This is a genomic window from Streptomyces sp. NBC_00273, assembly GCF_036178145.1.
In the GTDB taxonomy this organism is placed as follows: domain Bacteria; phylum Actinomycetota; class Actinomycetes; order Streptomycetales; family Streptomycetaceae; genus Streptomyces.
This window is the reverse complement of record NZ_CP108067.1, coordinates 7,154,159-7,178,516: the sequence shown is the minus strand read 5'-3', so window position 1 is coordinate 7,178,516 and position 24,358 is coordinate 7,154,159. Positions and strand designations below refer to the sequence as shown.

The 24,358-nt window shown below is 70.4% G+C and carries 24 protein-coding genes; 10 read left to right on the top strand and 14 right to left on the bottom strand.

Annotated elements, in window-relative coordinates; genetic code table 11:
• Nucleotides 1-8: 8 nt before the first annotated feature.
• The gene (locus tag OG386_RS32015) at nt 9-1,259 is read right to left on the bottom strand and encodes an MFS transporter (RefSeq protein ID WP_328793442.1); all 1,251 of its coding nucleotides are present in this window, start codon (nt 1,257-1,259) and stop codon (nt 9-11) included.
• Between the two features lie 94 nt (nt 1,260-1,353).
• On the opposite strand from OG386_RS32015, the gene OG386_RS32010 reads away from it, so the two are divergent.
• A complete protein-coding gene (locus OG386_RS32010) occupies nt 1,354-2,229 on the top strand; it encodes a winged helix-turn-helix transcriptional regulator (protein ID WP_328790982.1) in 876 nt (291 codons plus the stop codon).
• 130 nt (nt 2,230-2,359) lie between these two features.
• Here OG386_RS32010 and OG386_RS32005 read toward each other — a convergent pair whose 3' ends face one another.
• Complete coding sequence (locus OG386_RS32005; RefSeq protein WP_328790981.1) at nt 2,360-2,911, bottom strand: TetR/AcrR family transcriptional regulator; 552 nt, start codon at nt 2,909-2,911, stop codon at nt 2,360-2,362.
• A complete protein-coding gene (locus OG386_RS32000) occupies nt 2,911-3,231 on the bottom strand; it encodes a DMT family transporter (protein ID WP_189735897.1) in 321 nt (106 codons plus the stop codon). The genes OG386_RS32005 and OG386_RS32000 overlap by 1 nt, the downstream gene beginning before the upstream one ends.
• 266 nt (nt 3,232-3,497) lie before the next feature.
• Between OG386_RS32000 and OG386_RS31995 the strand changes: the two genes are divergently transcribed.
• On the top strand, nt 3,498-4,598 hold the full coding sequence (locus OG386_RS31995; RefSeq protein WP_328790980.1) for a hypothetical protein: 1,101 nt from the start codon (nt 3,498-3,500) through the stop codon (nt 4,596-4,598).
• Nucleotides 4,599-4,689: 91 nt separating this feature from the next.
• On the opposite strand, the gene OG386_RS31990 is transcribed toward OG386_RS31995, so the two are convergent.
• From OG386_RS31990 to OG386_RS31955, 8 genes are all read right to left on the bottom strand, one after another.
• Complete coding sequence (locus tag OG386_RS31990; protein ID WP_030009139.1) at nt 4,690-5,034, bottom strand: metal-sulfur cluster assembly factor; 345 nt, start codon at nt 5,032-5,034, stop codon at nt 4,690-4,692.
• Nucleotides 5,031-5,492, bottom strand: coding sequence for a Fe-S cluster assembly sulfur transfer protein SufU (gene sufU, locus OG386_RS31985; protein ID WP_030009138.1), 462 nt, complete (start codon nt 5,490-5,492; stop codon nt 5,031-5,033). The genes OG386_RS31990 and sufU overlap by 4 nt, the downstream gene beginning before the upstream one ends.
• 22 nt (nt 5,493-5,514) lie before the next feature.
• A complete protein-coding gene (locus tag OG386_RS31980; protein ID WP_030009137.1) occupies nt 5,515-6,771 on the bottom strand; it encodes a cysteine desulfurase in 1,257 nt (418 codons plus the stop codon).
• Nucleotides 6,768-7,535, bottom strand: coding sequence for a Fe-S cluster assembly ATPase SufC (gene sufC / locus OG386_RS31975; RefSeq protein WP_030720347.1), 768 nt, complete (start codon nt 7,533-7,535; stop codon nt 6,768-6,770). Before sufC ends, OG386_RS31980 begins: the two co-directional genes overlap by 4 nt.
• Nucleotides 7,536-7,542: 7 nt before the next feature.
• Nucleotides 7,543-7,860, bottom strand: a complete 318-nt coding sequence (locus OG386_RS31970; RefSeq protein ID WP_030009135.1) for a bifunctional 3-phenylpropionate/cinnamic acid dioxygenase ferredoxin subunit — start codon at nt 7,858-7,860, stop codon at nt 7,543-7,545.
• Nucleotides 7,860-9,038, bottom strand: coding sequence for a Fe-S cluster assembly protein SufD (gene sufD / locus OG386_RS31965; protein WP_328790979.1), 1,179 nt, complete (start codon nt 9,036-9,038; stop codon nt 7,860-7,862). The genes OG386_RS31970 and sufD overlap by 1 nt, the downstream gene beginning before the upstream one ends.
• Before the next feature lie 81 nt (nt 9,039-9,119).
• Nucleotides 9,120-10,535, bottom strand: a complete 1,416-nt coding sequence (gene sufB, locus OG386_RS31960) for a Fe-S cluster assembly protein SufB (RefSeq protein WP_030009133.1) — start codon at nt 10,533-10,535, stop codon at nt 9,120-9,122.
• On the bottom strand, nt 10,532-11,293 hold the full coding sequence (locus tag OG386_RS31955) for a helix-turn-helix transcriptional regulator (RefSeq protein WP_328790978.1): 762 nt from the start codon (nt 11,291-11,293) through the stop codon (nt 10,532-10,534). The genes sufB and OG386_RS31955 overlap by 4 nt, the downstream gene beginning before the upstream one ends.
• A 378-nt stretch (nt 11,294-11,671) precedes the next feature.
• Between OG386_RS31955 and OG386_RS31950 the strand changes: the two genes are divergently transcribed.
• The 4 genes from OG386_RS31950 to OG386_RS31935 all read left to right on the top strand — a co-directional run bounded on the left by OG386_RS31950 (nt 11,672) and on the right by OG386_RS31935 (nt 15,557).
• On the top strand, nt 11,672-12,598 hold the full coding sequence (locus OG386_RS31950; RefSeq protein ID WP_328790977.1) for an ABC transporter ATP-binding protein: 927 nt from the start codon (nt 11,672-11,674) through the stop codon (nt 12,596-12,598).
• On the top strand, nt 12,595-13,362 hold the full coding sequence (locus OG386_RS31945) for an ABC transporter permease (protein ID WP_328790976.1): 768 nt from the start codon (nt 12,595-12,597) through the stop codon (nt 13,360-13,362). The genes OG386_RS31950 and OG386_RS31945 overlap by 4 nt, the downstream gene beginning before the upstream one ends.
• Before the next feature lie 67 nt (nt 13,363-13,429).
• Nucleotides 13,430-14,563 carry a hypothetical protein gene (locus tag OG386_RS31940; protein ID WP_328790975.1) on the top strand — a complete coding sequence of 378 codons (1,134 nt, stop codon included), beginning with the start codon at nt 13,430-13,432 and terminating at the stop codon, nt 14,561-14,563.
• 4 nt (nt 14,564-14,567) lie between these two features.
• Nucleotides 14,568-15,557 carry a COX15/CtaA family protein gene (locus OG386_RS31935; protein ID WP_328790974.1) on the top strand — a complete coding sequence of 330 codons (990 nt, stop codon included), beginning with the start codon at nt 14,568-14,570 and terminating at the stop codon, nt 15,555-15,557.
• Here OG386_RS31935 and OG386_RS31930 read toward each other — a convergent pair.
• The 3 genes from OG386_RS31930 to OG386_RS31920 form a co-directional block, all read right to left on the bottom strand.
• A complete protein-coding gene (locus OG386_RS31930; RefSeq protein WP_328790973.1) occupies nt 15,554-16,645 on the bottom strand; it encodes an amidohydrolase in 1,092 nt (363 codons plus the stop codon). The genes OG386_RS31935 and OG386_RS31930 overlap by 4 nt on opposite strands.
• Nucleotides 16,646-16,772: 127 nt before the next feature.
• Nucleotides 16,773-17,132, bottom strand: a complete 360-nt coding sequence (locus OG386_RS31925) for a hypothetical protein (protein ID WP_328790972.1) — start codon at nt 17,130-17,132, stop codon at nt 16,773-16,775.
• A gap of 24 nt (nt 17,133-17,156) precedes the next feature.
• Nucleotides 17,157-18,104: a heme o synthase gene (locus tag OG386_RS31920; protein WP_328793440.1), complete on the bottom strand. Its 948-nt coding sequence runs from the start codon at nt 18,102-18,104 to the stop codon at nt 17,157-17,159.
• A 325-nt stretch (nt 18,105-18,429) separates the two neighbouring features.
• On the opposite strand from OG386_RS31920, the gene tkt reads away from it, so the two are divergent.
• The 4 genes from tkt to opcA are packed head-to-tail and all read left to right on the top strand — an operon-like array spanning nt 18,430 to nt 24,214.
• Nucleotides 18,430-20,517: a transketolase gene (tkt, locus tag OG386_RS31915; RefSeq protein WP_328790971.1), complete on the top strand. Its 2,088-nt coding sequence runs from the start codon at nt 18,430-18,432 to the stop codon at nt 20,515-20,517.
• A 34-nt stretch (nt 20,518-20,551) separates the two neighbouring features.
• On the top strand, nt 20,552-21,670 hold the full coding sequence (tal, locus tag OG386_RS31910; RefSeq protein ID WP_328790970.1) for a transaldolase: 1,119 nt from the start codon (nt 20,552-20,554) through the stop codon (nt 21,668-21,670).
• Between the two features lie 4 nt (nt 21,671-21,674).
• Nucleotides 21,675-23,201 carry a glucose-6-phosphate dehydrogenase gene (gene zwf, locus OG386_RS31905; RefSeq protein ID WP_327386090.1) on the top strand — a complete coding sequence of 509 codons (1,527 nt, stop codon included), beginning with the start codon at nt 21,675-21,677 and terminating at the stop codon, nt 23,199-23,201.
• Nucleotides 23,198-24,214 carry a glucose-6-phosphate dehydrogenase assembly protein OpcA gene (gene opcA, locus OG386_RS31900; protein WP_328790969.1) on the top strand — a complete coding sequence of 339 codons (1,017 nt, stop codon included), beginning with the start codon at nt 23,198-23,200 and terminating at the stop codon, nt 24,212-24,214. Before zwf ends, opcA begins: the two co-directional genes overlap by 4 nt.
• The last annotated feature ends 144 nt before the right edge of the window (nt 24,215-24,358 follow it).

Genomic DNA, 24,358 nt, shown 5'->3' with positions numbered 1-24,358 from the left:
TCCGAAACCTAACCGGCGACGGCCTTCGGTTGCGAACCGGTCTCATGTGCCGGTCGCGCGGGTCGCGCCGCGTGTCGGACCTGGCGGGCGTGCGCCCCCAGCAGCGCCGCGCCCGCCCCCGCCGCCAACACCGCGCAGAGCGGCCACAGCAGCCCGGGCGCGACGGAGTACAGGGCTCCGCCGAGCGGTGGACCGACGACGACCCCGCTGACCGAGACGCCCGCGTACAGGCTCTGGAACCGCCCGATGGCGTGCTCGGGCGCCTGGTCGGCCATGTGGGCGGTGGCGGTGGTCTTGTAGAGGATCTCCCCGAGGCTCAGCAGGATCATCATGGTCACGGCGCTGGCGACCCCGGCCCCGTACACCACCAGCGCCGCGTACCCGGCCCCGACGAGCACCATCCCGGTGCCGATGACCGGCAGGGCCGGCCGCTCGCGCAGCGCGACGGCGGCGGGCAGTTCCAGCAGCAGGATCACCCCTCCGTTCAGGGCGATGACGAGCCCGAAGGCGCGCGCGTCCAGGCCGTGGTCGGCGAGGAAGACGGGGAAGGTGAAGTACTGCTGGCGGTAGACGACGTCGGTCACCAGGATCGCGCCGAGCAGCACCAGCACGGCGGGGCGGGCGCGCAGTTCGCGCCACAGGGTCCGTTCGCCGCGGCCCGGACCCCCGTCCCGGGCCGCGGCCGGTACACGGGGAGCACCGCGGGCCGGGACGACCCGCGCGGTCCAGAGGGCGAAGACGAGCGTGCCGACGCCGTCGCCGACGAAGAGCCAGTCGTAGGAGAGGCCGGTGGCGATCAGGGCGCCGAGCGGCGGTCCGAGGGTGAATCCGCCGTTGGAGGCGCAGCGTACGAGGGCGAAGGCCTGGCGGCGGGCGCCCTCCGGGACGGTGACCGCGACCAGTGCGGAGTTGGCGGCCCGGATCACGCCGGAGGCGTACTGGGCCACGGGCAGGGCCGCGTAGAGGAGCGGTAGGGGGAGCAGCGGGAGCGCCGCGAGGGTCAGGCCCCCGAGGGTGGATGCGCCGAGGAGCACCCGGCGGTGGCCGAAGCGGTCCCCGTACCAGCCGCCCGTGAAATTGCCGGCGACCAGGCCGATGCCGCCGATGCCGACGATCAGGCCCGCCTGGCTGGCGTCGAGGCCGCGCGGGCCGGTCAGGTAGAGGAAGACGAAGACGAAGGTGAAGCTGACGACGGCGTTGACGAAGACCCCCGCAGCCAGCAGCCACACGACCCTCGGTATGTCCTTGAACCCCTGCAGCACACCTGTGTCCCCCTGATCCAACGAGTGAGTTCCCTTTAGGAACTGACTATGTCAGCATGGCAGCCTTGGGTCAACGGACGAAGGAGTTCCCATGGCCCAGCGCACACACCTCGGCGACGCGGACTGCGCCATCGCCCAGGCCCTCGACGTGGTGGGCGACTGGTGGACGCTGCTGATCGTGCGCGACGCCGCGCGCGGTCTGCACCGCTTCGACGAGCTCCAGCGCGAGTTGGGGATGTCCCGCAAGGTGCTGGCGGAACGGCTGAAGCTGCTCGTCGAGGCCGGGGTGCTGTCGCGCGAGCCGTACCAGGAACGCCCGGTGCGGCACGAATACCGGCTGACCCCGCGCGGGCGGGGACTGCTGCCCGTCCTGGTGGCCCTCCAGGACTGGGGAGACACCTGGGTCCTGGGAGAGGGAGAGATGACGGCGACGACCGACGAGGCCTCGCGCGAGGCGGAACGGGTGCACGCACTGCGCGGCACGCACGTGCCGCCACTGCTACTGCCGGACCGTTTCGGCGAGCTGAGCGACCCGGTGGCGGACACCCCGTTCACGGTCCTGTACTGCTTCCCGGGCGCGTACGCGCGCGCCGAGTCCTACCCGCCCGACTGGGCCGGGATCCCCGGCGCCAGGGGCTGCACGTTCGAGTCGTGCACCTACCGCGACCAGCTCACGGAGTTCACCGCGGCCGGCGCCACCGTGCACGGGGTGTCGACCCAGCGCCCGGACGAGCAGCGGGAGTTCGCGGAGCAGGAGCGGCTGCGGTTCCCGCTCCTGTCGGACGCGGATCTGGCGCTCACCGCCGCACTGCGCCTGCCGACGTTCCGCGCGGCGGGCACGAGCCGGATCAAGCGGCTGACGCTCGTCATCGACCGCGACCGCACGGTCCGCGAGGTGATCTACCCGATCCAAGACATCGAGGCGAGCGTGCGGGCGGCCCTCGCGGCGGTACGCTCCGCGGGCTGAACGGGCCCGGCAGGCGGGCCGGTCGGGCAGCCGGAGGAGCCGCTCCCCCGCCCCTCGCGCGACCGGGCCCGCCGGCGCCCGAGGACCGGGGGCCCGCGGCGCGCGGCGGTCCGAAACGGTAGCGGCGCGCCTACGACGGCCGCAGCACCCGCCTCAGGACCTCGCGGGCGTACTCCTCGTCGTACGCGGCGTCCGTCAGCAGGACCTGCAGGCCGATCCCGTCCATGGCCGCCACCAGTGCCCGCGCGGTCATCGGGTCGGTCCGCGGGGTCAGCGCCGCCGACACCGCCTCGCACCACTGCGCCGCCACCGGCCGCAGCGCCGGGCGGCGCAGGGCCGCGAGGTAGAGCTCGTACTCCAGCTCGACCCGGCCCCGGTCCGCCGCCAGGAGCTCCCCGAGCAGGCGGGCCAGGACCGCGGCGAGGTCCGCGTCCGGGTCGGCCAGAGCGGCCGATCGCGCCACCGCCTGCGCGAAGCCCTCGTTGGCCTGGCGCAGGGCGGCGACCAGCAGGTCGTCCAGCGTCTTGAAGTGGTACGTCGTCGACCCGAGCGGCACGTCGGCCTCCGCGGCGACGCTGCGGTGGGTCAGCCCCGCGATGCCCCGCTCGCCGACCACCCGCAGCGCCGCGTCGATGATCCGCTGCCGCCGGTCCGGGTCGTAGCGCCGCACACCAGGGGTCATCAGTGGGCCCCGCCGAGATTCAGCAGGACCACGCCGCCGATCACCAGGGCGATCCCGGCGATCTTGGCGGCGGTGGCCGCCTCCCCCAGGAACACCATGCCTATGGCGGCGATCGCGGCGGTGCCGACGCCCGCCCATATCGCGTACGCCGTGCCGACCGACATCGACTTCAGCGTCTGCGCGAGCAGGGTGAAGGCGATGACGTAGCCCAGCAGGGTGCCCAGCGACGGCCACAGCTTCGTGAAGCCGTCGCTGTACTTCATGGCGGTGGTTCCGGCGACCTCTGCGGCGATGGCCGCGGCAAGCATGACGTAAGGCATGCGTACGACTGTACACAGCGATGCGTACGAACGTACACAAGCGGGCCGGAAAAGCGTCGCCATGCCCCTGACATGCTGGGATACGGTGTGCGTTCGACGGGGGAACGAGCAGACGGAGCGGATGCATGGCGCAGAACGCAGGGTGGGGATCCACGGGGGCACCGGGATGGGGAGGCCCGGGCGGCGCGCCGCAGTGGGGAGGATGGGCTCCGCCGCCACCGCCGCAGCCCGGGGTGATACCCCTGCGGCCCCTGCGCCTCGGGGACATGGTGAGCGCTTCGTTCGCCACGCTGGGCCGCCACTGGAAGCAGCTGGTCGGCGTGATGCTGGCCGTGCAGGGCATCTGCCTGCTGGTCATGGCCCTGCTGGCGGGCATCGCCGTCGCCGCGGTGTACGACCACATCGAGCCGGTCTTCGACCCGCCCTACGGACAGACCCCGTCGGCCGAGCACCTCACACCGTTCCTCGTCGCGGCCGTCACGCTGTTCGTGCTGCTGTTCGCCGTGGGGCTGCTGGGCATGGCGATGCTCACCGCCCTGTGCCCGGCGATCCTCCGCGAGGCGGTCAGGGGCCGGCCCACGACCTTCCGCGCGATGTGGCGCGAGGCCCTGCGGCGGACGCCCGCCGTCCTGGGCGCGCTGGCGCTCACGGGACTGATCGCGGGCGCCCCGGTGCTCGTGGCCCTCGCGGTGTGCATTCCGCTGGTGATCGCCTCCACCTCCGGCGACGACCCGTCGCCCGGAGCTCTGCTCCTCCTGCCCGTGTTCATGCTGCTCGCCCTCCCGGTGACCGTGTGGCTCGGCACCCGGCTCAGCCTGGCCCCCGCCGCGGCGGTCATGGAGGAGGCCGGTCCTGTCACCGCGCTGCGCCGCTCGACCGCGCTGGTCAAGGGCCAGTGGTGGCGGATCTTCGGCATCTCCCTGGTCGGCAGCATGATCGGGATGAGCATCGCCTACATGATCCAGATGCCCTTCCAGTTCATCGGCATGTTCGGGATGCTCCCGCTCATGGCCGAGGGGGGCGAGGGAGCCGCCCCGTCGGCAGGCATGGTCATCGGCCTCGTGTTCGGCTTCGTTTGCATGCTGGTCGGCGGCGGCGTGAGCCAGATGTTCCAGATCGGGTACACCCAGCTGTTCAACAATCTGCTCTACGTGGACCAGCGGATCCGGCGTGAGAACCTCGCCTCCGCCATCCTCGCCGAGGCCGCCGCGGCGACCCCCGGCACCGGACCCACGCCTGCACCCGCAGCCACGCCTGCGCCCGCGCCCACAGCAGACGCACCCGCAGACGCACGTCCGACCCCCCGGCCGGAACCTGAGACCGGCCCCCAGCCGGATCCCCGGCCGAACGGGCAGGCGGACGACTGAGCGGTCGGCCGGCCGGACCCGCCGGTCCGGCCGGCCAACACGCGAAGGGCCCCCGGCACGATGCCGGGGGCCCTTCCTCGTTCACAACGGCTCAGACGTTGAAGCCGAGCGCGCGGAGCTGCTCGCGACCGTCGTCCGTGATCTTGTCCGGGCCCCACGGCGGCATCCAGACCCAGTTGATGCGCAGTTCGCTGACGATGCCGTCCGTCGCCGACTTCGCCTGGTCCTCGATGACGTCCGTCAGCGGGCAGGCCGCCGAGGTCAGGGTCATGTCGAGGGTGGCGATGTTCGCGTCGTCGATGTGGATGCCGTAGATCAGGCCCAGGTTGACGACGTCGATGCCCAGCTCGGGGTCGACCACGTCGTAGAGGGCCTCGCGGACCTCCTCCTCGGTGGCCGGCTTGATCGACGCCTCGGGCGTCGCGTTCTCGGTCATGCCGTCTTCCTCTCCGCGCCGCCCAGAGCCTGGGCCGTCGCGTCCTTCCACGCCATCCAACTCAGCAGCGCACACTTCACACGAGCCGGGTACTTCGAGACGCCGACGAACGCGACCGCATCCTCCAGCACCTCTTCCATGGCCTCGTCGGGCTCGATCTTGCCCTTGGACTGCATCATCTCCAGGAAGACTGCCTGGATCTTCTGCGCCTCGGCCAGTTCCTTGCCCACGAGCAGCTCGTTCAGTACGGACGCGCTGGCCTGGCTGATGGAGCAGCCCTGGCCCTCGTAGGAGACGTCGGTCAGCGTCTCGCCGTCGTACTTCACGCGCAGCGTGATCTCGTCACCGCACGTCGGGTTGACGTGGTGCACCTCGGCGTCGCCGTCGCGCAGGCCACGCCCGTGCGGGTGCTTGTAGTGGTCCAGGATCAGTTCCTGGTACATCGAATCCAGCTTCACTGCGTCCTCGTCGCCTCGTCCGTCAGCCGAAGAAGTTCCGTACGTGCTCCAGCCCGTCGATCAGCGCGTCGACCTCGGCCGGAGAGGAGTACAGGTAGAAAGACGCTCGCGTCGTCGCAGGAATTCCGTAGCGCAGGCAGACGGGGCGTGCGCAGTGGTGTCCCACGCGGACCGCGATGCCCTGCTCGTCCAGTACCTGGCCGACGTCGTGCGGGTGGATGTCACCCAGGACGAAGGAGATGGCGGCGCCGCGGTCCTCGGCCGTGGTGGGGCCGATGATCCGCAGGTCGGGCACCTCCGCGAGGCGCTTGATCGCGTACTCGGTGATCGCGTGCTCGTGCGCGGCGATCTTGTCCATGCCGATCGCGGTCAGGTAGTCCACGGCCGCGCCGAGGCCGACGGCCTGGGCGATCGGGGGCGTACCCGCCTCGAACTTGTGGGGCGCAGGGGCGTAGGTCGAGGCGTGCATCGACACGGTCTCGATCATCTCGCCGCCGCCGAGGAACGGAGGCAGGTCCTCCAGGAGCTCCTGGCGGCCCCAGAGGACGCCGATGCCGGTCGGGCCGCACATCTTGTGGCCGGTGAAGGCCACGAAGTCGGCGCCGAGCGCCTGCACGTCCAGCGGCATGTGGGGGGCGGCCTGGGAGGCGTCGATCAGCACGAGGGCGCCGACGTCCTGGGCGCGCCGGACGATCGCCTCGACCGGGTTGACCGTGCCCATGATGTTGGAGACCAGCGTGAAGGAGACGATCTTCGTCTTCTCCGTGATGACCTCTTCGATGTTGGACAGGTCGAGCCGGCCGTCGTCGGTGAGGCCGAACCACTTCAGCTTCGCGCCGGTGCGCTGCGAGAGCAGCTGCCACGGCACGATGTTGGAGTGGTGCTCCATCTCCGTGATGGCGATCTCGGTCTCGCGGTCGACCCGGTAGGGCTCGTCCGCCCAGCCGAGCATGTTCGCGACCAGGTTGAGCGACTCGGAGGCGTTCTTGGTGAAGATCACCTCGTCGCGGCTCGGCGCGTTGATGAAGGCGGCGACCTTGTCGCGGGCGCCCTCGTACAGCGCCGTGGCCTCCTCGGCGAGCACGTGCACGCCACGGTGGACGTTGGCGTTGTGCTGCTCGTAGTACTCGTTCAGCGCGTCGAGCACCTGGCGCGGCTTCTGCGAGGTCGCCGCATTGTCCAGGTAAACGATCTTCTTCCCGTCGTGGACCACACGATCCAGAAGGGGGAAGTCCTTTCGGATCGCCTCGATGTCGAGGAGGCCAGGCAGCTGTGTCACGCGGTCGCGCCACCCTTCGTGCTGTACGACTCGTAGCCTTCGGCCTCCAGCTTGTCGGCGAGCTCGGCGCCACCGGACTCGGCGATGCGGCCCTCGGAGAAGACGTGGACGAAGTCGGGCTTGATGTAGCGGAGGATCCGCGTGTAGTGCGTGATCAGCAGCGTGCCGACCTCGCCGGTCGCGCGGACGCGGTTGACGCCTTCGGAGACCTGACGCAGTGCGTCGACGTCGAGGCCGGAGTCGGTCTCGTCGAGGATCGCGATCTTCGGCTTCAGGAGCTCCAGCTGCAGGATCTCGTGGCGCTTCTTCTCACCGCCGGAGAAGCCCTCGTTGACGTTGCGCTCGGCGAAGGCCGGGTCCATCTGGAGCTGCTCCATCGCGGACTTGACCTCCTTCACCCAGGTACGCAGCTTCGGCGCCTCGCCGCGGATCGCGGTGGCCGAGGTGCGCAGGAAGTTGGAGACCGAGACACCGGGGACCTCGACCGGGTACTGCATCGCGAGGAAGACGCCGGCGCGGGCGCGCTCGTCGACGGACATCTCCAGGACGTCCTCGCCGTCGAGGGTCACGGTGCCACCGGTGATGGTGTACTTCGGGTGACCGGCGAGCGAGTACGCCAGGGTGGACTTGCCGGAGCCGTTCGGACCCATGATGGCGTGCGTCTCACCCTGCTTGACGGTGAGGTCGACGCCCTTGAGGATCTCGCGGGCGCCGTTCTCGGCCTCTACGGAGACGTGCAGGTCGTGGATTTCAAGCGTTGCCATGGATACCTCAGGACTCCTGGGTGAGGGAGACGAGCACGTCGTCCCCTTCGATCTTTACGGGGTATACGGGTACGGGGCGCGTCGCGGGCAGACCCGAGGGCTTGCCGGTGCGCAGGTCGAAGGCCGACCCGTGCAGCCAGCACTCGATCATGCAGTCTTCGACCTCGCCCTCCGAGAGCGAGACGTTCGCGTGCGAGCAGATGTCGTTGATCGCGAACACCTCCCCCTCGGTGGAGACGATGGACACCGGCGTGCCGTCGAGCTCCACCCGCTTCGGGGTGTTCTCCTCCAGCTCGCTGAGCGCGCAGGCCTTGACGTAATTCATCAGACGGAACCCTGGAGCTCGGTCTCGATCTTGGCGAGCAGACGCTCCTCGATGTCGTCGACACCGATCTGCTGGACGAGCTCCGCGAAGAAGCCGCGGACGACCAGGCGGCGGGCCTCGTCGGCCGGGATGCCACGGGCCTGCAGGTAGAAGAGCTGCTCGTCGTCGAAGCGGCCGGTCGCGGAGGCGTGGCCGGCGCCGACGATCTCGCCGGTCTCGATCTCCAGGTTCGGCACCGAGTCGACCCGCGCGCCGTCCGTGAGGACGAGGTTGCGGTTCATCTCGTAGGTGTCGGTGCCCTCGGCGCTCTTCTGGATGAGCACGTCGCCGATCCAGACCGCGTGGGCGTCCTGGCCCTGGAGCGCGCCCTTGTAGACCACGTTCGACTTGCAGTGCGGGGCGTCGTGCGTGACCAGGAGGCGGTGCTCCTGGTGCTGGCCGGCGTCCGTGAAGTACAGGCCGAAGAGCTCGGCCTCGCCGCCGGGGCCGGCGTAGCTGATGCGCGGGTGGAGGCGCACGACGTCGCCGCCGAAGGTGACCACGACCGACTTGAAGGTCGCGTCGCGGCCGACCAGCGTGTTGTGCTGGGAGCAGTGGACGGCGGTGTCGTCCCAGTCCTGCACGGACACGACGGTGAGCTTGGCGCCGTCGCCGACCAGGAAGTCGACGTTGGCGGCGCGCACGCCGTCACCGGTGTGGTCGATGACGATGACGGCCTCGGCGAAGGCCTGCACGTCGAAGACGGTGTGGCCGAAGGTGGTGCCGCCCTCGCCGTGCAGCGTCACGCGCACCGGCTCGGTCAGGACCGTCTCCTTGGGCACGGTGACGACCGTGGCCTTGGCGAAGGACGAGAACGCCTGGGCGGCGATCCGGTCCACCGGGGTGCCGGCCTTGCCGATGCGCGCGTCGTCGCGCTCCACCGACTCGACCGTGACGCCCTCGGGCGCGTCGATCTGGGCCTTCATGGTGCCGTTGGCGACCGCGGTGCCGTCGTGCAGGCCCTTGAGTCGGGCGAGCGGCGTGAAGCGCCACTCCTCCTCGCGGCCGTTCGGAACCGGGAAGTCCGCCACGTCGAAGGACGGGGGCGCACTCATCCGGGTGGCGACGGTGGACTCGGCGGCCACCGCGATCGCGCCGGCGGTGGTCGAACCCGCCGGAATGTTCTGAGCCTCAGCCATGGCTGTCGTCTTGCTCACTCTCTTTAAAGAACACTGCCTACGTCAAAGGATGTGCGGCGGGGGATGCCGCGCGGCCGGCGGTCAGCCGACCGATCCCTCCATCTGCAGCTCGATCAGCCGGTTCAGCTCCAGGGCGTACTCCATGGGCAGCTCGCGCGCGATGGGCTCGACGAAGCCGCGCACGATCATGGCCATCGCCTCGAACTCCGTCATGCCGCGGCTCATCAGGTAGAAGAGCTGGTCGTCGGAGACCTTGGAGACGGTGGCCTCGTGGCCCATGGAGACGTCGTCCTCGCGGACGTCCACGTACGGGTACGTGTCCGAGCGGGAGATGGTGTCGACCAGGAGCGCGTCGCACAGCACGTTGGACTTCGAGCCGTGGGCGCCCTCGCCGATCTCGACCAGGCCTCGGTAGGAGGTGCGGCCGCCGCCCCGGGCCACCGACTTGGAGACGATGTTCGAGGAGGTGTTCGGCGCCATGTGGACCATCTTGGAGCCGGCGTCCTGGTGCTGGCCCTCGCCCGCGAAGGCGATGGACAGGGTCTCGCCCTTGGCGTGCTCGCCCATCAGGTAGACGGCCGGGTACTTCATGGTGACCTTGGAACCGATGTTGCCGTCGATCCACTCCATGGTCGCGCCCTCGTACGCCACGGCGCGCTTGGTGACCAGGTTGTAGACGTTGTTCGACCAGTTCTGGATCGTCGTGTAGCGGCAGCGGCCGCCCTTCTTGACGATGATCTCGACCACGGCGCTGTGCAGCGAGTCCGAGGAGTAGATCGGGGCGGTGCAGCCCTCGACGTAGTGGACGTAGGCGTCCTCGTCGACGATGATCAGCGTCCGCTCGAACTGGCCCATGTTCTCCGTGTTGATGCGGAAGTAGGCCTGGAGCGGGATGTCGACCTTCACGCCCTTGGGGACGTAGATGAAGGAGCCGCCGGACCACACCGCGGTGTTCAGCGACGCGAACTTGTTGTCGCCGACCGGGATGACCGTGCCGAAGTACTCCTGGAAGAGCTCCGGGTGCTCCTTGAGCGCGGTGTCCGTGTCGAGGAAGATGACGCCCTGCTCCTCCAGGTCCTCACGGATCTGGTGGTAGACGACCTCGGACTCGTACTGGGCCGCGACACCGGCGACGAGGCGCTGCTTCTCCGCCTCCGGGATGCCGAGCTTGTCGTACGTGTTCTTGATGTCCTCGGGCAGGTCCTCCCACGAAGCGGCCTGCTTCTCGGTGGAACGCACGAAGTACTTGATGTTGTCGAAGTCGATGCCCGAGAGGTCGGAACCCCAGTTCGGCATGGGCTTCTTGTCGAACAGCTTCAGGCCCTTGAGGCGGAGCTTGAGCATCCACTCCGGCTCGGACTTCTTCGCCGAGATGTCGCGGACGACCTCTTCGGACAGACCCCGCTTGGCAGCGGCACCGGCCGCGTCGGAGTCGGCCCAGCCGTATTCGTAAGTGCCCAGGCCATCGAGCTCAGGGTGAGCGATCTCCGTGGTCATGCGGGGTTCCTCCCGGCCGTACTTGCAGATACTGATGTGTCGGTCTGTTTGGTGCTCGCGCCACGCGGAATGAACGTCGTGCACACCCCGTCGCCATGGGCGATCGTGGCGAGGCGCTGCACATGGGTCCCCAGCAGACGGGAGAAGACCTCGGTCTCCGCCTCGCAAAGCTGCGGGAACTGCTCGGCGACGTGTGCGACCGGGCAGTGGTGCTGGCAGAGCTGTTCACCGCTGTGCGGACCGGGAGCGCTCTTCGCCGTAGCAGCGTACCCGTCCACGGTCAACGCCTTGGCAAGGGCCTCCGTGCGCTCCTGCGGGGCGGCGGCCTCGACGGCCTCCTTGTAGGCCCGCGCCTGCGCTTCCATCCGCGCCCTGGCGAAGGCGGCGACGGCCACCTCGCCCTGCTCGCCGCCGCCGACCGACTGCGCGATCCAGCGCAGGGCGTCCGCGGCGAGCGTGTCGTAGGACTGGTCGAAGGCGTCGCGGCCGCAGTCGGTGAGCGCGAAGACCTTGGCGGGCCGACCCCGGGTGCGCGCACCGTACACACGCTGCTCACGGGGTTCGACCACGTCGTCGGAGACGAGCGTGTCGAGGTGGCGGCGGACGGCGGCCTGGGTGAGGCCGAGACGCTGGGCGAGGTCGGCGACGGTGGACGGACCGTGGTCCAGGATCGAGCGCGCCACGCGGTTGCGGGTTGACCGCTCCCCGGTGCCGAGCTCCCCCTGGGGGGTGTCGATCTGCCGTTCGCCGTATTTCACAACGCCATTGTTGCGTAAATAACCGAGCGGCGACAAGCCGTGATGGACGCCACCCCTGGTGGCCTCCATCACTAAGGGTTACCTTATTTATCGACGGAGAGTTATTCGGATGGGGACATTCCGCTATCTTGCCGGACGCCTCCCATGAGCCCGCACACCGCTCCCACCAGCACGTCTGCGCCCGCGACGGCCCCTCGGCACCAGGAAAACAGACTTCCGGAAAAGATCACTGAAACATGTCGACGCTTACAGGACCGACCGACTGAAAAGAACCGTATTCGCGACGCGGCGTTCGAATCTCCGGAGACGAACCGGAGGCAAAGGGGCCCTGACCCCGGGACCCACGGCCCCTTCCCGGGCTCCGTAGACTCACCCCTCATGAGCAACGACCCCGCCGTGGAGATCCGCGGACTGGTGAAGCGGTACGGCACGAAGACCGCGGTGGACGGCCTGGACCTCACCGTCCGGAGCGGCTCCGTCACCGCGGTCCTCGGTCCCAACGGCGCGGGCAAGACGACCACGGTGGAGACCTGCGAGGGCTACCTCCGCCCCGACGCCGGCACCGTCCGCGTCCTCGGCCTCGACCCGGTCGCCCGGGCCGAGGCCCTGCGTCCGCGGATCGGCGTGATGCTGCAGTCCGGAGGCGTCTACTCCGGAGCCCGCGCCGTCGAGATGCTCCGCCACATGGCCAAGCTCTACTCCGACCCGCTCGACGTCGACACCCTGGTGGAACGCCTCGGACTCGGCGGTTGCGGCCGCACCCCCTACCGCCGGCTCTCCGGCGGCCAGCAGCAGCGACTGGCCCTGGCCATGGCCGTGGTGGGCCGCCCCGAGCTGGTCTTCCTCGACGAGCCCACCGCCGGCCTCGACCCGCAGGCCCGCCGCGCGACCTGGGACCTCGTACGGGAGCTGCGCACCGACGGGGTCACCGTCGTCCTCACCACCCACCACATGGACGAGGCCGAGCAGCTCGCCGACGAGGTGGCCATCGTGGACGCGGGCAAGGTCATCGTCCACGGCAGCCCCGAGCAGCTGTGCCGTGGCGGCGCCGAGAACACCCTGCGCTTCACCGGCCGCCCCTCCCTCGACCTCGCCTCGCTCCTCAAGGCGCTGCCCGACGGCACCGAGGCCGCCGAGCTCACCCCGGGCGTCTACCGGGTCACCGGCGACGTCCACCCGCAGCTGCTGGCCACCGTCGCCTCCTGGTGCGCGCAGCACGGCGTGATGCCGAGCAGCCTCACGGTCGAGCGGCACACCCTCGAGGACGTCTTCCTCGAACTGACAGGCAAGGAGCTGCGCGCATGAGCGCCGGTACGTTCACCCCCCGCCCGGGGGCCGCGCCCGTGTCCCGCATGGTCCTCGCGCAGACGGCACTGGAGACCCGGATGCTGCTGCGCAACGGGGAACAGCTGCTGCTGACCGTGATCATCCCGGCGTTGCTGCTGACCCTCTTCTCCGCCGTGGACATCATCGACACGGGCAGCGAGAAGTCCGTGGACTTCCTCGCGCCCGGGATCCTGGCGCTCGCCGTGATGTCCACCGCCTTCACCGGCCAGGCCATCGCCACCGGCTTCGACCGCCGCTACGGGGTCCTCAAGCGGCTCGGGGCCTCCCCGCTGCCGCGCTGGGCCCTGATGGCCGCCAAGACCCTGTCGGTGCTGGTCACCGAGGTACTGCAGATCGTCCTGCTGACCGTGATCGCCCTCGCGCTGGGCTGGTCCCCGCAGGGCGACCCGCTGTCGGTGGCCGCGCTGATCCTGCTGGGCACCGCCGCCTTCTCCGGTCTCGGGCTGCTGATGGCGGGCACCCTCAAGGCCGAGATGACCCTGGCCGCCGCCAACCTGGTCTTCCTGCTGCTGCTGGTCGGCGGCGGGGTGATCGTGCCGCTGGAGAAGTTCCCCGACGCCGTGCAGTCGGTACTGGCGCTGCTGCCCATCTCGGCCCTGTCCGACGGGCTGCGCGAGGTGCTCCAGCACGGGGCTTCGCTCCCGTGGGGCGACGCGGCCGTGCTGGCGGGCTGGGCCGTACTCGGTCTGGGCGCCGCCGCGCGGCTCTTCCGCTGGGAATGAAATCCTTCCCCTCGCGGCGGCGATGCCGCGAGGATGGGCCCCTCACACATGAAGCCGGGGGGCGAACATGGTGCAGCGGGACGCCGTTCTACGGCTGGACGATCAATGGGCACGGGTGCGGTCGGGGGCGGAGCACACGGAGCCCGGGGAGCGCGAACGGCTCCTCGACGAGCTCATCGGCGCACTGCGCCCGTTCACGGACGACCCGAGGTGCACGGCACTGCTCGGGCTGCGCCTCGCCGACCGGGCCGCCGCGCGGTTCGCAGCGGGAGACCGCGCCGGCGCCCTCGCCACGATCGAGGAGGGGCTGCGCAGCTCCGAGCGCGCGGCCGGGCACTCCCCCGAATTCGCCCGCTGGTACGCCCGCGGGCTGATCAACCACGGAGTCTGGCTTTCCTGGCCGCTCAGCGACGGGGCCCGGCTGCCCAAGCACCCGCTGGGCCCGGCCGCCGGCGAGGGGCCGAGCGCCATGGAGCGGGCGGCCGGTGAGCGCGCCCGCGATCTGACCCGGACCGCGGTGGAGGTGTGGGCGGGCCTGGACCAGCGGGATCCGGTCAACCGGCTGGGCCTGGCCCAGGCCAAGGTGTTCCTCGGGGACCGCCTCGCCGAGCTGGGGTTCGCCGAGGAGGCCGCGGCCTGGGCCGTGGCCGCCGAGTCCGACTTCCGGCAGCTGCTGCTCGCGGACCCGGCCGCGGAGGAGTCCGGGGAGGCCGAGGAGGCCCTCGACCACATCGGCCGCCAGCTGGAACTGCGACTGCGCTTCCTGACCTTCGGCTCGCTGGTCAGCCTGCGCACGCAGGGACTGTTGCCCGAGCGGCTGCTGCCCCGGGCCGTGGTGGCCGCCCGCATCCAGGGGGTGGTGGAGCCGGGGATCGCGACCGGGTTGGGGCTCGACGCCGAGCAGGTGCGCACGATGCTGGAGGTCACCCCCTGGCTCGCCGTGTGGCGCTTCGAGGTGCGCGGGCCCGACGGCTTGTGGAACGTACTCGAACATCCCTGGCACAGCACCACAGAAGTAAGGAACAGGACGGCCAAGGACTTAGCGGAAGAATTAGTGCGGGGGTTCGTCGCCTCGGCGGACCACCCGGGCCCCGGTGCCCATTGGCGTCTCCTCCTGTGGTGGCAGGAGGAGGGCGACCCCGCGGGGGCGAAGTACCGGCTGACCGTCGGGCCGGACGCACCCCTGCCCACCCCCTCGTGAAACTTTGCACAAGTGGTCGCCTACGATATGGGGCGTGTTGAACCCCCTCGCCCACATCGCCAGCCGCTGGACCCCGTCACCCCGGATCGTCCAGCGGGCCGCACTCACCGCGCTCGTGATGAGCGTGGCCATCGTCGTCACCGGCGGCGCGGTACGGCTGACCGGATCAGGCCTCGGCTGCGACACCTGGCCCAAGTGCACCGACGACAGCCTGATCGTGACGCAGGCGCAGGGCTTCCACGGCGCCATCGAATTCGGCAACCGGATGCTGACCTACGTGCTCAGCGCGGCCGTCGGCTGGGGAATCGTCGCCTTCCGCTCGGCCAAGCCCTGGCGGCACTCCCTGACGCAGCTCGGCTGGGTCCAGTTCGCGATCGTGATGGCGAACGCCGTGCTCGGCGGAATCACCGTCCGCACCGGACTCAACCCGTACAGCGTGGCCGGGCACTTCCTCCTCGCCACCGCGCTGATCGCCGTGACGACGGCCACCTGGCAGCGCACCCGCGAGGGCGACGGCGCCCCCCGGCCGCGCGTGCCCGGCCCCGTGCGCAAGCTGTCGTGGGCGTTGCTCGCGACCACCCTCGTCCTGATCGCGGCGGGCACCGTCGTGACCGGCGCCGGTCCGCACGCCGGTGACAGCAGCGAGATCGAGCGCATGCCCTTCGACTGGGACACCACCGTCCACGTGCACGCCGCCGCCGCCTGGCTGGTGTGCGTGCTCGGCATCGCGATGTGGCTGGTCCTGCGCGTCGTGGACGCTCCCGCCGACACCCGGGCCCGCGCCCGCGACCTGCTGATCGTGCTGCTCGCCCAGGGCGCGATCGGCTACGTGCAGTACGCCACCCAGGTCCCCGAGGTCCTGGTCGCCGCCCACATGCTCGGCTCCTGCCTGGTGTGGATCGCCGTGGTCCGGCTCGCGTTGAGCCTGCGCGAGCGGCCCGTCGAGCAGGTGGAGATCCCCGTCCAGGGCGACCCGCAGCTCTCCGCCGCCTAGGTCCTGTCCAGGCGGTAGACGCGGCGGGCGTTGCCCGCCGCGACCAGGGCGGCCACCCGTTCCGCGTCCCGCCAGGACCAGGAGCCCTCGGCGGCCCAGCCGCCCAGCACCCGGCCCAGCGCCTCGCGGAACACCAGGGCGCCCACCGCGTGCAGTTCGGGCAGCTGCCGGCCACCGCTGGAGAACAGCACCTTGCCGAACGGTGCTGCCTCCAGCAGCTCCGCCAGGACCGCCGCGGCCCGCGCCCCGGTCCGCCCGAGGGCCGCGCCCGTATCGGCGTAGACGTGCGGGAAGGCCGCCGCGAGCTGCGCGGTGCGGCGGTGGTGCGGGTATCCGCCGAGCAGCACCAGGCGCGTGCCGAGGCCCGCGGTGGCCCGTACGAACCCGGTCAGCGCGGCGGGGTCGGCCTCGTCCGTGTGCAGCTGGAGCGGTCGCCCCGACGCCACCGCGCTCCACAACAGGTGGGCCAGGAGCACGGGGTCCCGTACGGCTCCGCCCCGCGGCCGCCGGGCCAGCCACCGCCCGGCCGCCCCGCGCACCGCGCCGGGACCGGGCGGGTCGGGTTCGACGGCCGGGATGTCCCCGCGGGTGAACGCCGTGGCGCAGGTGAAGGCCACGGCCCCGGTGGCGGCGTGGTGGACGGCCTCGGCGAGATTGGCGAGGAAGGCGCCCACGGTCCCGGAGGTGTCGGCGACCTGCTCGGCCAGCAATTCCAGCCGGACCGACTCGAAGGCTTCGGCGTCCCCGGCGAGCGCCAGTTCCTTGGGCCCGGTGAGGTCTCCGGGCACCCCGGTGTCGACCAGGTAGGCGGCGACGCCGGATCCGCTCAGCAGCCGCCGGGTGGTCTCGGCCACGCCCAGCTCGCGCCGCCGCGCCAGGTAGCGGGCGGGGGTGGCGTGCGGCTCCAGTCCCAGCAGCGGCGGGCACCAGCGGCGCACCGCGAAGCCGGTCTGCGTGTCGAAGAAGGTGGTGCCCGCGGCGGGCGGGCCGGCCGAGCGCATCAGCTGGGCCTCGAAGGTGCCCAGGCCCAGCTCCGTACGGAGTACTCCGTGGCAGTACTGGTCCACCAGGGGCGGCGTTTCGATCATCCGGTCATCCCGTTGCGGACGTGAGGAAGGGGCTTCCACACGTCCTAACGGGTGAGCAGGGTGTGAGGTGTTGCTCGGGCTGTTGACCGAGACGGCACTCCCCGGTCCCCCGGCCGTTCTCCCGGGCTCAGGCCGCCGGGTTCTCGGGTCCGCCGATCTGGATGCCGGCCATCCGCGTCCACTCGTACGGGCCCGTGCGCACGCGCGCGGCGAACTCCCCGTCGAACTCGTCGTGGAGGGTCAGCCCGGCCTGCTCCGCGGCCAGCCGGGCCACCTCGAAGGTGGGGGCGACCAGGTCGCCCCAGCCGCCGTCCGTGCCCACGAGCACGATCCGGGTGCCGGCCTGGCCGATGTGGGCGAGCTGGCCCTCGGCGCCGCCGTGCTGCTTGGCGAACGCGCCGATCTGCTTGGCCAGCTTCGCGGCCTTACGGTCCTGCTTCTTGTCCGCGGCGCCTGCGGCGGCCGCCGTGTCTGCGGTGTCTCCCATGGAAGCCATGCTACCGGCGAGTAATCAACGGAGGAAGGGATCCACGGCCACCGCCACGAACAGCAGCGACACGTAGGTGATGGACCAGTGGAACAGGCGCATCTCCTTGAGCTTCGCGCCCGTGATGCCCGCCTTGGCCCGCGCGTGGAGCGCGTGCGCCTCCCACAGCCACCAGCCGCCCGAGACCAGCGCGACCGAGGTGTAGAACCAGCCGGTGTAGCCCAGCGGGGTCAGCAGCAGCGAGACCGCCACCATCACCCAGCTGTAGAGGACGATCTGGCGCGCCACGGCCCGGTTGCCCGCGACCACCGGGAGCATCGGCACACCGGCCCGCGCGTAGTCGTCCTTGACCTTCATCGACAGCGGCCAGTAGTGCGGCGGCGTCCAGAAGAAGATGACGAGGAAGAGGATGACCGCGGCCCAGGAGACCTCGTTCTTGACGGCGGACCAGCCGATGAGCACCGGCATGCAGCCCGCGATGCCGCCCCAGACGATGTTCTGGGCGGTGCGCCGCTTCAGCAGCATCGTGTAGACCACGACGTAGAAGAGGAGCGCACCGAGCGACAGCGCCGCCGACAGCCAGTTGACGAGCAGGCCGAAGAAGAGGGTGGAGACGACGGCGAGGGTGAGGCCGAAGGCCAGGCACTCCCGAGGGCTGACCATGCCGGTCACCAGCGGGCGCTGCGAGGTCCGGTCCATCAGCGCGTCGATGTCGCGGTCGATGTACATGTTCAGCGCGTTGGCGCCGCCCGCGGACAAGTAGCCGCCGAAGCAGGTCACCAGAACCAGCTGCAACGACGGAACACCCTGCTCGGCCAGGAACATCACCGGCACTGTGGTGATCAGCAGAAGTTCGATGATCCGCGGCTTGGTCAATGCCACGAAAGCCATGACGCGGGTCCCGAGCGGCCGGTGACCGGGGCTCGTCCCGAGCACCCCCGCTGGACGGGATTCGACGGCCGTCACGCACACCCCTGAGAGAGAATCCAGCAAGCTCCGACTCGGACCATTCACGACATGAAGGCCCGGTTAAGGCTTGCGCGTACCACGCCACTGTAGACGTTGCACTTACGTCGCCCCGCGCCGGGGTCGCCTCGTGTTGAGCCGATCGGACCGTGCATACATACGGGGGACGGGCCCCGCCGGACGCCGGTGCGAGGGTGAACGCGGGGCGGCGGCGCGGTGACGGACCGCCTGCACTCGAATAGCTGCACGCCGTTGCGGGGGTAGGCTCGGAATCGCCGGTGCACCGTTCGTCACCGGGATACAAACATGTGGAGAGGAGCCCTGACCCACGGTGAGCACCAAGCCGACCACCACAGAGCTCGAGTGGACCGAACTGGACCAGCGGGCCGTCGACACCGCCCGCATCCTGGCCGCTGACGCGGTCCAGAAGGTCGGAAACGGCCACCCCGGTACGGCGATGAGCCTGGCCCCCGCCGCCTACACCCTCTTCCAGAAGGTGATGCGGCACGACCCGGCGGACCCCGAGTGGGTGGGCCGCGACCGTTTCGTGCTCTCCGCGGGGCACTCGTCCCTGACCCTCTACACCCAGCTGTACCTGGGCGGGTTCGGGCTGGAGCTGGACGACCTGAAGGCGTTCCGCACCTGGGGCTCGAAGACCCCCGGCCACCCGGAGTACGGCCACACGGCCGGCGTGGAGACCACCACCGGCCCCCTCGGACAGGGCATCGCCAACGCGGTGGGCATGGCCATGGCCGCCCGCTACGAGCGCGGCCTGTTCGACCCGGAGGCCGCCCAGGGCGCCTCCCCGTTCGACCACATGGTCTACGCGATCGCGGGCGACGGCTGCCTCCAGGAGGGCATCTCCCACGAGGCGTCCGCGCTGGCCGGCCACCAGAAGCTCGGCAACCTCGTCCTGCTGTGGGACGACAACCACATCTCCATCGAGGGTGACACGGAGACGGCCGTCTCCGAAGACACCCTGAAGCGCTACGAGGCGTACGGCTGGCACGTCCAGCGCGTCGAGCAGCAGGAGAACGGCGACCTCGACCCGAAGGCCCTGTTCGCCGCCCTCCAGGCCGCCAAGGCCGAGACCGGTCGCCCGTCCTTCATCGCGGCCCGCTCGATCATCGCCTGGCCGGCCCCGCACGCCCAGAACACCGAGGCCGCCCACGGCTCGGCGCTCGGCGACGACGAGGTCGCGGCCACCAAGCGCGTCCTCGGCTTCGACCCGGAGCAGACCTTCGAGGTCTCCGACGAGGTCATCGCCCACACCCGCAAGGCCCTCGACCGCGGCCGCGAGGCCAAGGCCGAGTGGGAGAAGGAGTTCTCCGCCTGGCGCACCGCCAACCCGGAGCGCGCCGCCGAGTTCGACCGCATCAACGCCAACGAGCTGCCCGCGGGCTGGGAGGACGAGCTCCCCGTCTTCGAGGCCGGCAAGGGCGTCGCCACCCGCGCCGCCTCCGGCAAGGTCCTCGGCGCGCTCGGCGCGGTCATCCCGGAGCTGTGGGGCGGCTCGGCCGACCTGGCCGGCTCCAACAACACCACCATCGACAAGGACTCCTCGTTCCTGCCGGTGGGGAACCCGCTGCCGGAGGCCGACCCGTACGGTCGCACCATCCACTTCGGCATCCGCGAGCACGCCATGGCCGCGTCCATGAACGGCATCGCGCTGCACGGCCACACCCGCATCTACGGCGGCACCTTCCTGGTGTTCTCCGACTACATGCGCAACGCCGTCCGTCTGTCCGCGCTGATGCACCTGCCGGTGACGTACGTGTGGACGCACGACTCCATCGGTCTGGGCGAGGACGGCCCGACCCACCAGCCGGTCGAGCACCTCGCCTCGCTGCGCGCCATCCCGGGCCTGAACATCGTCCGCCCGGCCGACGCCAACGAGACCGCCATCGCCTGGCGCGAGATCCTGCGCCGCCACACCAAGGTCTTCGGCAAGGGTGCCCCGCACGGCCTCGCGCTGACCCGCCAGGGCGTGCCGACCTACGAGCGCAACGAGGACGCCGCCAAGGGCGGGTACGTCCTGTTCGAGGCCGAGGGCGGCCCGGCGCAGGTCCTCCTCATCGGTACCGGCTCCGAGGTGCACCTGGCCGTCGAGGCCCGTGAGCAGCTCCAGGCGCAGGGCGTCCCCACCCGGGTCGTCTCGATGCCGTCCGTCGAGTGGTTCGAGGAGCAGGACCAGGAGTACAAGGACAGCGTCCTGCCGCCGTCGGTGAAGGCCCGCGTCGCGGTCGAGGCGGGCATCGGCCTGACCTGGCACCGCTACGTCGGTGACGCCGGCCGGATCGTCTCGCTGGAGCACTTCGGTGCCTCGGCCGACGCGAAGGTGCTCTTCCGCGAGTTCGGCTTCACGGCCGAGAACGTGGCGGCCGCCGCCAACGAATCCCTCGAAGCCGCTGCGCGCTGACGCCGGTCCGGAACCAAGTAGGAGATGTAATCCCATGACAGACGCACTCAAGCGCCTCTCCGACGAAGGCGTCGCGATCTGGCTGGACGACCTGTCCCGCAAGCGCATCACGTCCGGCAACCTGGCCGAGCTCATCGACCAGTCGCACGTGGTCGGTGTCACCACCAACCCGGCGATCTTCCAGAAGGCCATCAGCGGCGGCGAGGGCTACGAGCAGCAGCTCACCGACCTCGCGACCCGCAAGGTCACCGTGGAAGAGGCCCTGCGCATGATCACGACGGCGGACGTCAGGGACGCCGCCGACATCCTGCGCCCGGTCTACGACCGCACCGACGGCCAGGACGGCCGGGTGTCGATCGAGGTCGACCCGCGCCTGGCGCACAACACCCCGGCGACCATCGCCGAGGCCAAGCAGCTCGCCTGGCTGGTGGACCGCCCGAACACGCTCATCAAGATCCCGGCGACCAAGGCCGGTCTGCCGGCGATCACCGAGGTCATCGGCAAGGGCATCAGCGTCAACGTCACGCTGATCTTCTCGCTGGAGCGCTACCGCGAGGTCATGGACGCGTACCTGTCGGGCCTGGAGAAGGCCAAGGCCGCCGGCCTGGACCTCTCCCTGATCCACTCGGTCGCTTCCTTCTTCGTGTCCCGCGTGGACTCGGAGATCGACAAGCGCCTGGACGCGGTCGGCACCGACGAGGCGAAGGCCCTCAAGGGCAAGGCGGCGCTCGCCAACGCCCGTCTGGCCTACGAGGCCTACGAGCAGGTCTTCGCCAGTGACCGCTGGGCCGCCCTGGAGCGTCTCGGCGCCAACAAGCAGCGCGCGCTGTGGGCCTCGACGGGCGTCAAGGACCCGTCGTACAAGGACACCCTGTACGTGGACGACCTGGTCGCCCCGAACACGGTGAACACCATGCCGGAGGCCACCCTGGAGGCCACCGCCGACCACGGGCAGATCACGGGCGACACCGTGCGCGGCACCTACGAGCAGGCGCGCGCCGAGCTCGACGCGGTCGCGAAGCTGGGCATCTCGTACGACGATGTGGTGCAGCTGCTCGAGGACGAGGGCGTCGAGAAGTTCGAGGCGTCCTGGAACGACCTGCTGAAGTCGACCGAGGCGGAGCTTGAGCGCCTCGCCCCCACGGAGGCCTGAACCCTTGTCTGTAAACGGAGCGAACCCGCTTCGTGACGCACAGGACCGGCGGCTCCCGCGCATCGCGGGGCCGTCCGGCCTGGTCATTTTCGGCGTTACGGGTGACCTGTCGCGCAAGAAGCTGATGCCTGCCGTCTACGACCTGGCCAACAGAGGCCTGCTTCCGCCGGGCTTCTCGCTGATCGGGTTCGCCCGCCGCGAGTGGCAGGACGAGGACTTCGCCCAGGTGGTCCACGACGCGGTCAAGGAGCACTCCCGGACGCCCTTCCGCGAGGAAGTGTGGCAGCAGCTCGTGCAGGGCTGCCGTTTCGTCCCGGGCGACTTCGACGACGACGCCGCCTTCGAAACGCTGAAGGCGACCATAGAAGAGCTGGACAAGGCGCAGGGCACGGGCGGCAACTTCGCCTTCTACCTGTCCGTCCCGCCGAAGTTCTTCCCCAAGGTGGTCCAGCAGCTCAAGGACCACGGGCTGGCGCAGAAGGAGGGCTCTTGGCGGCGTGCCGTCATCGAGAAGCCCTTCGGACACGACCTGAAGAGCGCCGAGGAACTCAACAAGGTCGTCCACGAGGTCTTCCCTCGCGACGAGGTCTTCCGGATCGACCACTACCTCGGCAAGGAGACCGTCCAGAACATCCTGGCGCTCCGCTTCGCCAACACGATGTTCGAGCCGATCTGGAACCGGTCGTACGTCGACCACGTGCAGATCACCATGGCCGAGGACATCGGCATCGGTGGCCGGGCCGGGTACTACGACGGAATCGGCGCCGCCCGTGACGTCATCCAGAACCACCTGCTCCAGCTGCTCGCGCTGACCGCGATGGAAGAGCCCGGCTCCTTCCACCCCAAGGCGCTGGTGGCCGAGAAGCTCAAGGTGCTCACCGCGGTGCAGCTGCCGGAGGACCTGGGCAAGCACACGGTGCGCGGCCAGTACGCGGCTGCCTGGCAGGGCGGCGAGAAGGTCGTCGGGTACCTCGAAGAGGACGGCATCGACCCCAAGTCGAAGACCGACACCTACGCGGCCATCCGCCTGGAGATCAACAACCGCCGCTGGGCGGGCGTCCCGTTCTACCTGCGGACGGGCAAGCGCCTGGGCCGCCGGGTGACCGAGATCGCGGTCGTCTTCAAGCGGGCGCCGTACCTGCCGTTCGAGTCGGGCGCGACCGAGGAGCTGGGGCAGAACGCCCTGGTCATCCGGGTCCAGCCGGACGAGGGCGTGACGGTCCGCTTCGGCTCCAAGGTTCCGGGCACCTCCATGGAGGTCCGGGACGTCACGATGGACTTCGCCTACGGCGAGTCCTTCACGGAGTCGAGCCCCGAGGCGTACGAGCGACTCATCCTCGACGTGCTCCTCGGCGACGCGAACCTCTTCCCGCGCCACCAGGAAGTCGAACTGTCCTGGAACATCCTCGACCCGATCGAGGAGTACTGGGACAAGCACGGCAAGCCCGCGCAGTACCCGTCGGGCACCTGGGGGCCGGTCGAGGCGGACGAGATGCTCGCACGAGACGGACGGAGCTGGCGCCGGCCATGAAGATCGACCTCACGGAGACCAACTCCAGCAAGATCAATGCCGCGATGGTGCAGGCACGCCGGGACATCGGCACGCCGGCCATCGGCATGGTCCTCACGCTGGTGATCGTGACCGACGAGGAGAACGCGTACGACGCGCTCAAGTCGGCGAACGACGCGTCCCACGAACACCCCTCGCGGATCGTCGTCGTCATCAAGCGGGCCAGCCGCTCGCCACGCAGCCGCCGCGACGCGCGGCTCGACGCGGAAGTCCGCGTCGGGGCGGACTCCGGCAGCGGTGAAACGGTTGTGCTCCGCCTTCACGGCGAACTGGTCGACCACGCCCAGTCGGTGGTTCTCCCGCTGCTCCTGCCGGACGCTCCGGTGGTCGTCTGGTGGCCGGACGGTGCCCCCACGGACCTGGCGGGCGATCCGCTGGGTGCGCTGGGACAGCGCCGGATCACGGACACGTACTCCTGCGAGGGCCCGATCAAGGCGCTGAGCGGCCGTGCGGGGGCGTACGCCCCCGGGGACACGGACCTGTCGTGGACCCGGATCACCCCGTGGCGCTCCATGCTGGCGGCCGCACTGGACCAGCAGGCCCTGTCGGTCGTTTCGGCGACCGTCGAGGGCGAGGACGAGAACCCGAGCTGCGAACTGCTGGCCATGTGGTTGGCGGACCGGCTCCAGGTCCCCGTCAAGCGCACGCTGTCGTCGGGCCCGGGCCTGACGGCCGTACGTCTGTCCACCAAGGACGGCGACATCGTCCTGGACCGGGCGGACGGCGCGCTGGCCACCCTGTGCATGCCGGGGCAGCCCGACCGTGCGGTGGCGCTCAAGCGCCGCGACACGGCCGAGCTCCTGGCGGAGGAGCTGCGCAGGCTGGATCCGGACAACACGTACGAGGCCTCGCTGAAGTTCGGCGTGGCGAGGCTGGAGGCGTCGCCCCCGGCGGCCGAGGCTCCGGCCGAGGCCGGTCCGGCGGAGCAGGCTTCGGAGCCGGCTCCGAAGCCCAAGAGGGCCAAGGCCAAGTAGAGGCCCCTGCGGGACCTTGCTGGGGCTCCGCCCCAGACCCCGCGCCTCAAACGCCGGCGAGGCTGTATTTCAGCCCGTCCGGCGTTTGAGGACCGGGTCCGGGCAGCGGTGCCCGTACCACCCGCACTACCAAGAAGGCGGCAG